Here is a 10,774-nt window from a genome sequence, read left to right as displayed (position 1 = left end):
ATAGGTGACTCATATGGGCACAAAAGGAGGGACATTTTACATGGCAGAAGCCTGCGCCACAAATATCTAAAAGATAAAAGCCTATGGCGAAGGGATAACTATGAAGCCAAGAGCTTCATTCTGGTTCATTCTTCTGCTGACAGCAAGGTTCTCAGGTAGTCCGCGTCGAAATCTGAAGTAACCGTGGCTTCCCCCAAAGACTTCAACAATACCAGTCGCAAAGTGCCATCAAGAACCTTTTTATCGACGCTCATTAGGGACATGAACGTTTGGCGATCAATACTCTTAGGAGCCCATACTGGCAACTGACATTGCTCCAATAGGTTCACCACACGCAGCTTGTCTTCTTCACTTACCCAGCCCATCCTCCTGGAGAGCTCGGTCGCCATCACCATTCCCGCTGCAATAGCTTCTCCATGCAGCCATTCTCCATATCCCTGAGCGGTTTCAATGGCATGACCGAAGGTGTGACCAAAATTCAGAATAGCCCGAACACCACCTTCTTTTTCATCTTCATGAACTACTTTTGCCTTGTTTTCACAGGAACGGTGAACTGCGAATGCAATTGCTTCAGGATCACGAGCCAGCAATCGTTCCATATTACTTTCCAGCCAGACAAAAAAATCCGCATCCCGAATCAAGCCGTATTTAACAACTTCAGCTAACCCTGCGCGGTATTCTCTATCGGGCAGCGTGTTAAGGGTATCTGTATCAGCAATCACACATTGCGGCTGGTAGAAAGCTCCAATCATATTTTTCCCTTTCGGGTGATTGACAGCTGTCTTACCTCCTACAGAAGAGTCGACCTGGGCCAGTAAAGTTGTAGGGATCTGGATAAAATTGACACCCCGCTGATAGCAGGCTGCCGCAAACCCCGTCATATCACCAACGACTCCGCCACCCAGCGCAATTAGCGTTGTGGTCCGGTTATGTTGCTTGCTAAGCAACTCATCAAAAATCCGGTTCAATGTATCCAGGTTTTTAAATTTTTCACCGTCAGGGAGAATAGTTGTATCAACTTGGTAGCCCGCCAGAATTTGACAGACTTTGCTCAGGTATAAAGGTGCTATCGTCTCATTTGACACGATCATGACTTGAGAGCCAGAAATAAATGGGCACAAGTGCTCTGGTTTGGACAGAAGGCTCTCACCGATAAAAATTGGATAACTGCGATCGCCCAGGTCGACCATTAAAGAGGTAGCGGCGGCAAAACTGGTCACTATCATCGACTCCCCGTCAGAAGGGGTGCGAATTTACCACATCAACATCGATGCTGGCGAACCTCTCTTGTTACCCACTCAGCAACAAATTGAGGTTTTTTTCTTTCTGTTTCGACGATGAGGTCAGCCACCTCCCGATACAACGGGTCTCGTTCTTTCATTAGCCGTGTCAATACAGATAGCGGATCATCGACCTGCAGGAGTGGCCGCGAACGGTCATGCGCCGTCCGTTCAAGCAATTGCTTCGCAGATGCACATAGGTAGACGACACATCCCCGGGACTTGAGCACTTCCCTATTTTGGGGGTCGATGACGGCACCGCCACCGGTGGCCAACAGAATGCCCTCATCGGCCGCCAACTCTGCCAGCAACAAGCTTTCCCGCTTGCGAAAGCCTGCCTCTCCCTCAACATCGAATATCCAGGGAATATCTGCCCCACAACGCTTTTCTATTTCAGCGTCCAGATCAACAAATTTGAGAGAAAGATTTTTTGCGGCGATACGGCCAATTGTGGTCTTGCCGGCCCCCATGGGGCCGACAAGAAAGACATTGTTAGGTTTTGACATTAATCAAGAAGGGCTTCGCTGAGAATTTTAGGCGTAATAAAGACAAGGATTTCACGCTTTTCCATATCATCCAGGTCCTTACGGAAAAGCCTACCCAGATAGGGAATATCACCAAAGAAAGGCACTTTCTCAACCGTATCGACAGTTGACATCTGGAACAGCCCACCGAGCACAAGTGTCTGCCCATCACCAACAATGGCCTTGGTTTCAACCTGCGTCACATCAATCACGGGCTCTCCTGTAGGCAAGATATCTCCAATGGAGTCCTGATTGACATTGATATCCATCACTATGCGACCGTCTGGGGTTATTTGTGGCGTTACTTCAAGCTTGAGCACAGCTTCTTTAAACTGAACAGATGTTGCACCACTTGACGTCGCATTCTGGTAGGGGATCTCTGTACCCGTTTTGATAGATGCCTTTTGCTTATCACCCGTCAGCACCTTCGGTTGAGAAACAATTTCGCCTGTTCCTTCATTTTCTAAGGCGCTTAATTCCAGGTCGAGGAAAGTATTCTGCGTAAGCAGCTCGATAGCAAAGCTACCTGTTGGGTTGTTGACACCCAAATCCACACCTAGGCCTGCATCATTAACAAGAATTGTGCCGCCACCCTGATTGAATACCTGAATGGGGTTGTAGGGGCTTTCAAAGTTTTCAATTGAGCCGCCAAAACCAAAGTCTGAGCTATCCGGTGTTCTGGCACCCTGAATGCCAAGACGTGCGCCAATTTCTTTTCTGAAATCCGTGTTGGCAATCACAATACGCGCTTCGATCAGCACCTGCCTGATGGGAATATCGATCTCTTCGATCAACGCCATGAAATCCCTGATCTTGTCTTCCGTATCCGTCAGGATAATGGTGTTGGTCCTGTCATCAACAATAGCTGAGCCACGATTAGACAACATACTATCTGTGGCATTGCGACCGCCACCGCCGCCGCCACCACCATTGCGGCGAACATCAAACAATTCATACAGCTCACGCGCATCGGCGTACTTGATCTTAATAAACTCCGTACGCAACGGCGCCAGCTCTTCCAGCTGTTTATTTGCCTCAACCTGCAAGCGTTCCCTCTCTGCAATCTCTGCAGCAGGAGCCACCATCAACACATTTCCGTCCTGACGTTTATCCAGCCCTTTGGCTTTCAAAACAATATCTAACGCCTGATCCCAAGGCACATTTTCAAGACGTAGCGTAATGCTACCCCTGACTGTATCACTGGCCACCAGGTTCAAATCGGTAAAGTCCGCAATCAACTGCAGGACTGAGCGAACTTCAATATCTTGAAAATTAAGCGAAAGCTTGTCACCGACATAAGCAAAACGGGATTTTTTCTGCTCAACCTCTTCAGCCGTGAGCGGTTTGACACTGACAATATATTGGTCATCTGCCTGATAGGCCATATAGTCATATTCACCCAAGGCATCGACCACCACTGTTGTCGTCGAGCCGTCAGAGGTAGTATCGATTTCTTTGACTGGGGTTGCAAAATCCATGACATCCAGACGGCGATCCAGCTCTTCCGGAAGCGATGTGCGGAAGAAGCTCAATTTTATATCACCAGCCGTTTGTGTGATATCAACACTAACTGATGGGTCAGAGAGGCCAACAATCACCAGACCTTCACCCTTTTCACCGCGACGGAAGTCTACAGATTTGAGACTAAAGTCCTGAGCAGCTGGCTTACTACGAGAAGTTGTTACAGCCTGCGCAACTGTTTTCTTTTCAGTACGTGCAACACCTTCACTCGCACCCACAACCATCGTCATAACATTGCCTGTGACACTGGTTTCGTAAGGTGCCATTTGTTGCATATTGAGAATAAGGCGTGTTCTGTCTGATGTTCCCAGCAAGACAGCACTGCGAGCATTTTCAAATGAGAGAGAATGCTTTCTCTCCAGATCACTAGTTACACCCGGCAGATCAAGGACAATTCTAGCCGGACTATCTATCGTGTATCCCTCTGGAGCTGGAGGAGAATCAGAGAATGACATCTTGACTTCAAACCTGTCTCCAGGCAGAGCCACAAAACTGATATCTTCCAATGACACCTGAGCCAATACCTGTGATGAAACCCCAAGACTGAGCGAAAGCCCAACCAGCATCAACACACTCTTTTTCAGATAGCCTTTCATCTCGCGATCCCCAAACATCGATTATTCCTTCTCTCTCAGAGCCAGGGTCCGCGGACGCTCGACCCAGTTTCCCTTGCCATCGGGAACGATTTCTACCACCTCAACCTTGGATTCAGTAATCGTTTTAATTCGCCCATGGTTTTTCCCAAGGTAATTGCCAACGGTTACCCGGTGTATTCCCCCACTGCCATCGTTAATCAATGACCAGATCATTCCATCTTGCGACAGAATGCCGACCATCGACAAAGCTGCAAAGTTGTATGATTCCAAATACTCTTTCTTACGGGACTCATTGGGAGCATCAACCGTATTTTTGCCGGCCAGTTTTTCACCATCAGCCACCAAAAGTGGTGGATCAAATGGACTACGCATGGCAATTGCGCCATACCTGAACGTCTTGTAGGAACGGAAGGTCGGTATAGGCTCAATATCACCGGATGGGCGAGCCTTCACTTCCTTCATAAACTGTTGTAAATCTTTATGTTCACCGTCGCCAGCACAGCCTGATGCGAGAACACAGCTGACGAAAACAAAAAACAAACCCATCAACCTGGCCATTTTCAGTCTTCCTGCGTCTTGTAGCGGTAGGTTTTTGCTTCAATCTCAAGAGCTAGAAGGCCGCCATTCCCTCTTGCTGACAAGCTGAAATCATGCAAAGTCACAATACGAGGCAGGCCCGCAACACCACTTACAAAGGCACCGACATCGTGATAGCCACCTTGAGCGACGATCTTGATAGGTAATTCCACGTAGAATTCAGCAGAACGTTCCGGCTGCAGTGTAATACTGGCAATATTAAGGCTCGCCCCCTGCCCCAATTCGGTAATATCTTCCAGTAAACCAGGTACTTCAGTATCACTGGGGAGTTGAGCCAACAGAGCACCAAAGATTTTTTCCATTTCAGCCATCTGCTCTCGATACTCTTCAAGATTGGCTGCTTCAAACGCTCTTTTTTCAAAGGTTTTTTTCAGCTTCACTTCCTGAGCCTGAACCTTCTGCAATTGCACTCCCATATCTTTAATATGGAAGTAGTACGTTCCCACCAAGACAAGAGAAAGGATCAAAACAAGAATGATTCCCCTGACAGGCAGAGGCCAAACCCCGACCGTCTCAAAATCCGGGTCCGCATAATTGAAGTCTTTTAACTGCTGAAATGTTTCATTCAGTGCCATCATGCATCTCCCTTACCCATGGCAGCATCATCCTCTGCCGGAGAAGCGATGACTTTTGCACGCATCTCAAAGCGACTGCCGTCTTCACCGAGGGTTTGATCTGCCTGAACCTTGGTCAAATTCGGCTCTGAAAACTTATAGGATGCATCCAACTGTCTCATCAAAGCGGATACGCGATTGTTGGATTCGGCATAGCCGACCAGGGAAATGCGACTACCCTTTAACGTCATCTTGGTAAAGTAGACACCGTCGGGAATTGCCCGCACAAACTCGTCATACAGCTTAACAATTTCTGGCCTGTTGCCCTGCAGCTCCTGTATCACCTGCATACGATCCAGGAGGTCTTGGCGACGCTTTTTAAGCTCCTTAATCTCAGCAACCTGTTTATCGAGTTTGGCAATCTCACTCTTGAGCAACTGATTTCTGCTTTCTTGATTGGATATTTGAGCGTTAACCACGCGATCCCAACCAAAAGCCACCAATGCTCCCACAATCAACATCACACACATGAGGGTGATGAATTCCTTTTTCTTCTCGGCGCGGTAAGCCTCACGCCAGGGAAGGAGGTTAATCTTGGCCATACTATTCCAATCCCCTCAGCGCCAGACCCGCTGCAATCAACATAGCAGGAGCATCATTACTTAGTGCAACAGCATCTACCTTGCCCGACACTTCCATATCAGCAAACGGGTTAGCCAGCATCGTTGGCAGTCCCAGCTTTTCTTCCACCTCATCCCTCAAACCCTCCATAGCAGAGACACCTCCAGCCATAATCAACTGGTCAACATAGTTGTATTGGCTGGATGAAAAGAAGAATTGCAATGAGCGAGAAATCTGCTGCACCAAGGCATCCTTAAAAGGCTCAAGCACCTCAGACACATAATCTTCAGGTAGGCCACCCTGCTTCTTGGCTTGGCCCGCCTCTTCCAGAGAAAGCCCGTAACGCCGCTGGATTTCTTCCGTTACTTGCTTGCCCCCAAAAAGCTGCTCCCGGGTATAGACGGTCTTGCCATTCACCAGAACGCTTAAGGTCAACATGGTGGCACCCACATCAGCGATAGCCACCACTTGCTCTCCCAGCTCTTCCAGCTGTGTCGCCAACAACTCAAACGCCCGCTCCACAGCAAAAACTTCAACGTCTACAACCTTGGGATTCAACCCGGCCATTTCCAACGACTCTGCTCGTGAATCCACATTCTCACGCCGGCAGGCCGCCAACAGGACATCTACCTGGTCCGCGTTGTTCTGGGAAGGGCCAATTACTTCGAAATCAAGGGCAACTTCATCAAGGGGATAAGGAATATACTGATCAGCCTCAAGAGCAATTTGTGTCTCCATCGCCTGCTCATTGAGGTCAGCCGGCATTTCAATCACTTTTGTGATCACCGAAGAGCCTGAAACTGCCACGGCAGCATCCTTGGCCTTTGCCTTAGCTTGGGAAACAACCTTGCGTATAGTCTCTGCCAAGGCCTCGACATTGTTGATATTTTTTTCAACAACGGTATTGGGTGGCAACGGCCTTACCAGGTAGCTTTCCACCTTGTAACGACTACCGCTTCTACTTATCTCCAGCAACTTCACAGCAGAAGAGCTTATATCCAGCCCCAATAAACTTTTGGGTTGCTGGTCTAGAAAACTGAAAATTCCCATTTTTGTTTTCTTTTCCCTAGGTTACGCAAAGCAACTAACAGAGAACTTTAACTATTTCCCGCAAGTTTGCAAGTAGTGTATCGCTGTTCCTTTGACTCTATAATATCACGCTGATTTTAAAACGGCTTCAACATGACTCATCCTATTCTCAAAATAACAAGCCTTTTGATTTGGCTGCTTGCCTGTGCGGCCGGCGGCGGCCTTGTCGTCACAGGCAGTTTGTATCTATACCTTAGCCCCAAACTGCCGTCCGTTGAAAGCCTCAGAGAGATAAAACTGCAGACTCCTTTGAGAATCTATTCACAAGATTCACAACTTATTGGTGAATTTGGGGAGATGCGAAGAAACCCTGTGACCTTTGATGAAATTCCAGTGTCTTACATTTACGCCCTTCTATCAGCCGAAGACGACAGCTTTTATACGCACTCCGGCGTAGACATAAAGGGCCTGTTGCGTGCCGCTTCACAATTAATGACATCCGGTGAAATCAAAACAGGTGGCAGCACCATCACCATGCAGGTTGCGAGGAACTTCTTTCTCACCCACAAACAGACGTTCACACGCAAGTTCAATGAAATCCTTCTTGCGCTCAGAATCGAAGACGAGCTTACAAAAAATGAGATCTTGACGTTGTATGCCAACAAAATTTACCAGGGCAACCGGGCCTACGGTATCGAAGCGGCGGCACAAGTCTATTACGGCAAACACATCAATGAACTCAATCTCGCCCAATTAGCCATGATTGCGGGCTTGCCCAAAGCACCATCAGCCTACAACCCTCTGGCCAATCCGAATCGAGCCCTGATTCGCCGGAACTGGATTTTAAAAAGGATGTTTACACTGGATTACATCGATGAGGACACCTACACATCAGCCGTTAATGAGCCGGTAACCGCCACCTACCACGGCTATACCAGTCAGCTGGACGCACCCTATGTTGCCGAGATGGCCAGACTGGAAATTATCGACATGGTTGGCACTGCAGCCTACACCGATGGTTATCGCGTATATACCACCGTCGAAAGCAAGCTACAGCAAAGCGCCCAAAAGGCGGTACAGGATGGGTTGATCGCCTACGATAGTCGCCACGGTTACCGCGGGCCTGAAAAAAGGCAACTCAAGGAAGAGCAATGGATGGGGGCACTTAGAGAAACCCCGACGTTAGGCGGCCTGTCACCGGCTATTGTCATGCAAGTAAAAGAACAGTCGTTGCTTGTACAGCTTCCCAATGAAGAACAAACAGAAATTCTCTGGAATCAGGGACTTGAAGGCCTTCGCAAGTTCAACAGCCCAAATAGCCGCTCTGCGCCCATCAAGAGTGCCCAGGAAATCTTTACCGTAGGCGATCTCATCCGAGTGCAACAACACGAAGATGGCTGGCACCTTGGCCAGCTTCCCAAGGCCCAGGCAGCTCTGGCTGCACTCGACCCTGAAAATGGCGCCATAAAGGCCATGGTGGGCGGCTTCGATTTCCAGCAAAGCCACTTTAATCGTGTCACCCAGGCCGAAAGGCAGCCTGGCTCAAACTTCAAGCCTTTCATTTATACCACCGCATTAGAGAATGGTTTCACACCCGCCAGCATCATCAATGACGCCCCCGTTGTATTCGAGGACGATCTATTGGAAAGCAGCTGGCGACCTGAAAACGACAGTGGAAAATTTTATGGCCCTACCCGCCTCCGGCAGGCACTTTATCTGTCCCGCAACCTGATCTCCATTCGCATCTTGCGGGCGCTGGGCATCAACCAGGCATTATCAGGACTGGAGCGCTTTGGATTTGATCCGTCGCAATTGCCTCACGACCTGTCCCTGGCATTGGGCAGCCATGCAGTCACCCCCCTGAAAATCGCCACCGGCTATGCCAGCTTCGCCAATGGCGGCTATCGGGTAGAACCTTTCCTCGTGGAACGCGTAGAAGACAGTGAAGGCAATATTCTTTTCCATGCAGCCCCGCTAACGGTGTGCCGTGGCTGTGGAAAGGAAGGCAACAGCGTTATTCCTGCGGATGAAAAGATTCAGAGCGAAAGCCCCACCGATTTGGACACCAACGTTGGGGTTGATCAGATCGTGGCACCTGCCAAGCTTCCCCCCCCAGAAGCGCCAAGAATTATCGATGAGAGAACGGCTTTTATCATCGACTCTATTCTCAAGGATGTGGTTCGCAAAGGCACCGGGCGGAAGGCACTTGTTCTGAAGCGGGACGATATCGCAGGCAAAACAGGCACCACCAATGGCCCGAGGGACGCGTGGTTTTCCGGCTACAGCACACACATTGTGACAACGACCTGGGTAGGGTTTGATGAAAACCAGCTGCTGGGCCGAAATGAATATGGTGGCTCTGCAGCACTGCCCATCTGGATCGACTTTATGAAAACAGCTCTGGCCGGCAAACCCCAGATCATTCGCCCTCAACCGGAAGGAATTGTTATGGGCAGAATAGATCCGGAAAACGGCTTGAGTGTTGGGCCCGAACACCGCAATGCCATATTTGAAATTTTCCGCAAAGAAGATGTGCCACCCATGGCCGAACGTCACGGGCCAGGGAATACACAGGGGGCCGCTGGCGACCCGCGACCAGAGGATTTATTCTAGAAACTCTCCAGTTAAAGGCAGCCAGCGCCTCCAGTCGAAATCACGATCGGCAATGACATAAAAACTGGGATTGAGAAGGGAAGGCTTACTGTTATAACGCAGGGGTTGAAAGGTGGTATCAACCAGCAGCCCCCCTGCCGCTTCAACTATTGCCTGCCCTGCAGCTGTGTCCCACTCAGAGGTTGGCCAGAAATGGGCGCAAAGGTCAGCCTTTCCTTCTGCAACCAGACAATGTTTGAGCGAACTACCTACCGGCTTCACCTCCGCTCGGCCAAAATACACCGACAACGCTTCACCCAATAGGGAAGCCCGCTCCCCGCCGTGGCGACGACTAGCCACCAAGGTCAGTGGTTCGCCGTTGTCTTTGCGCTCAACCATGGTTCGCACGTTGATTGAGCACAAGCTACCCGACTCATACCGGAAAGCACCCCCGCCGACCAAACCGCCATACCCAACGCCCGAGACTGGCACATAGACAACACCGAGGACGGGGCACCCATGGGAAATCAGCGCAATATTGACGGTAAATTCGCCACTACCGGAAAGAAACTCCCGGGTACCGTCCAAAGGATCAACCAGCCAGTAATCCGTCCAAGAAGCACGCTGCTTATAAGAAGGAACCTCTGTTTCTTCGGAAAGCACTGGCAGGTCAAGTAGCAAGGGCAATTGCCGTTGCAGAAGGCGATCTGCTGCCCTATCGGCCTCAGTAACTGGAGAACAATCCGCTTTTGTATCAACGCTCAACTCGCCCACTTTCCTATAGAACGGCATGATGGCCTCACCGGCCAACACAGCCAGCGATATAACCTGCTCCAACAGGGAAACATCCAAAGGGAGACTCGTTTTCATCACATTACACCGAGCTGCCTATACCGCCGCTGCGAGCTGCGAGTAAATCTCTGACAATATAAAGCGCTGCAAGAGCCCGGCCTTCATTGACATCATCGCGCTCGGCCAGTGCTTGCAGATCTTTGATCGGCCAGGGAACAACCTCGATAGGTTCGGGTTCATCTCCGGGCAGACTTTTTTTATACAGCTCTTCTGCCAACACCACCTGAATATCGTGCTCCATATAAGCTGGCGATAGGGTCAGGCATTTGATCAACTCTAGACGACGGGCACCGTAGCCCACCTCTTCCATCAACTCCCGGTTAGCTGCCTCAAGAGGGGTTTCCCCTTCGTCAATGGCACCTTTCGGAAGCGACAGATGGTAATCTTCTATACCGGCACCATACTCCCGCACAAGCAGGACAGTTTCAGCATCCAGCATGGGCACCATCAGCACAGCACCCCGACCGGGGCGCATCAAACGCTCATAAGTTCGTCGCTCTTTATTAGTAAACTCCAGTTGCATCTGTTCCACACTAAAAAGGGCAGTTTTAGCCAAGGCCTGGCGCTTCAATATCCGGGGTTTTGTGGGCATACTGGAATCATCACTC

The 10,774-nt window shown here is 49.8% G+C and carries 10 protein-coding genes; 1 reads left to right on the top strand and 9 read right to left on the bottom strand.

Annotated elements, in window-relative coordinates:
• Positions 1–125: 125 nt before the first annotated feature.
• The 7 genes from aroB to Q8A57_RS05165 form a co-directional block, all read right to left on the bottom strand.
• A complete protein-coding gene (gene aroB / locus Q8A57_RS05195) occupies positions 126–1,190 on the bottom strand; it encodes a 3-dehydroquinate synthase (protein ID WP_305170157.1) in 1,065 nt (354 codons plus the stop codon).
• A gap of 71 nt (positions 1,191–1,261) precedes the next feature.
• Positions 1,262–1,786, bottom strand: a complete 525-nt coding sequence (aroK, locus tag Q8A57_RS05190; RefSeq protein WP_305169926.1) for a shikimate kinase AroK — start codon at positions 1,784–1,786, stop codon at positions 1,262–1,264.
• Positions 1,786–3,921, bottom strand: a complete 2,136-nt coding sequence (locus tag Q8A57_RS05185) for a type IV pilus secretin PilQ (protein WP_305169925.1) — start codon at positions 3,919–3,921, stop codon at positions 1,786–1,788. Before Q8A57_RS05185 ends, aroK begins: the two co-directional genes overlap by 1 nt.
• Positions 3,922–3,942: 21 nt before the next feature.
• Positions 3,943–4,479, bottom strand: a complete 537-nt coding sequence (locus Q8A57_RS05180; RefSeq protein WP_305169924.1) for a pilus assembly protein PilP — start codon at positions 4,477–4,479, stop codon at positions 3,943–3,945.
• A 2-nt stretch (positions 4,480–4,481) separates the two neighbouring features.
• Positions 4,482–5,093 carry a type IV pilus inner membrane component PilO gene (locus Q8A57_RS05175; RefSeq protein WP_305170156.1) on the bottom strand — a complete coding sequence of 204 codons (612 nt, stop codon included), beginning with the start codon at positions 5,091–5,093 and terminating at the stop codon, positions 4,482–4,484.
• Positions 5,093–5,674 carry a PilN domain-containing protein gene (locus tag Q8A57_RS05170; RefSeq protein WP_305169923.1) on the bottom strand — a complete coding sequence of 194 codons (582 nt, stop codon included), beginning with the start codon at positions 5,672–5,674 and terminating at the stop codon, positions 5,093–5,095. Before Q8A57_RS05170 ends, Q8A57_RS05175 begins: the two co-directional genes overlap by 1 nt.
• 1 nt (position 5,675) lies before the next feature.
• Positions 5,676–6,743, bottom strand: coding sequence for a pilus assembly protein PilM (locus Q8A57_RS05165; protein ID WP_305169922.1), 1,068 nt, complete (start codon positions 6,741–6,743; stop codon positions 5,676–5,678).
• Between the two features lie 132 nt (positions 6,744–6,875).
• Between Q8A57_RS05165 and Q8A57_RS05160 the strand changes: the two genes are divergently transcribed.
• The gene (locus Q8A57_RS05160) at positions 6,876–9,335 is read left to right on the top strand and encodes a penicillin-binding protein 1A (RefSeq protein WP_305169921.1); all 2,460 of its coding nucleotides are present in this window, start codon (positions 6,876–6,878) and stop codon (positions 9,333–9,335) included.
• Here the strand turns inward: Q8A57_RS05160 and cysQ are convergent.
• Positions 9,327–10,184 carry a 3'(2'),5'-bisphosphate nucleotidase CysQ gene (gene cysQ / locus Q8A57_RS05155; protein ID WP_305169920.1) on the bottom strand — a complete coding sequence of 286 codons (858 nt, stop codon included), beginning with the start codon at positions 10,182–10,184 and terminating at the stop codon, positions 9,327–9,329. The genes Q8A57_RS05160 and cysQ overlap by 9 nt on opposite strands.
• Positions 10,185–10,188: 4 nt before the next feature.
• Positions 10,189–10,758, bottom strand: a complete 570-nt coding sequence (gene nudE / locus Q8A57_RS05150; RefSeq protein WP_305169919.1) for an ADP compounds hydrolase NudE — start codon at positions 10,756–10,758, stop codon at positions 10,189–10,191.
• Positions 10,759–10,774 lie beyond the last annotated feature (16 nt).

The organism is Porticoccus litoralis, from assembly GCF_030676955.1.
In the GTDB taxonomy this organism is placed as follows: domain Bacteria; phylum Pseudomonadota; class Gammaproteobacteria; order Pseudomonadales; family Porticoccaceae; genus Porticoccus; species Porticoccus litoralis.
Note: the sequence above shows the minus strand (reverse complement) of the source record. Positions and strands in the feature narration are given on the sequence as shown.

Bases quoted from the DNA above. Each gene is read 5' to 3' on its own strand.
- aroB (WP_305170157.1), bottom strand. From the start codon at position 1,190: ATGGTCGACCTGGGCGATCGCAGTTATCCAATTTTTATCGGTGAGAGC.
- aroK (WP_305169926.1), bottom strand. From the start codon at position 1,786: ATGTCAAAACCTAACAATGTCTTTCTTGTCGGCCCCATGGGGGCCGGC.
- Q8A57_RS05185 (WP_305169925.1), bottom strand. From the start codon at position 3,921: ATGAAAGGCTATCTGAAAAAGAGTGTGTTGATGCTGGTTGGGCTTTCG.
- Q8A57_RS05180 (WP_305169924.1), bottom strand. From the start codon at position 4,479: ATGGCCAGGTTGATGGGTTTGTTTTTTGTTTTCGTCAGCTGTGTTCTC.
- Q8A57_RS05175 (WP_305170156.1), bottom strand. From the start codon at position 5,093: ATGGCACTGAATGAAACATTTCAGCAGTTAAAAGACTTCAATTATGCG.
- Q8A57_RS05170 (WP_305169923.1), bottom strand. From the start codon at position 5,674: ATGGCCAAGATTAACCTCCTTCCCTGGCGTGAGGCTTACCGCGCCGAG.
- Q8A57_RS05165 (WP_305169922.1), bottom strand. From the start codon at position 6,743: ATGGGAATTTTCAGTTTTCTAGACCAGCAACCCAAAAGTTTATTGGGG.
- Q8A57_RS05160 (WP_305169921.1), top strand. From the start codon at position 6,876: ATGACTCATCCTATTCTCAAAATAACAAGCCTTTTGATTTGGCTGCTT.
- cysQ (WP_305169920.1), bottom strand. From the start codon at position 10,184: ATGAAAACGAGTCTCCCTTTGGATGTTTCCCTGTTGGAGCAGGTTATA.
- nudE (WP_305169919.1), bottom strand. From the start codon at position 10,758: ATGCCCACAAAACCCCGGATATTGAAGCGCCAGGCCTTGGCTAAAACT.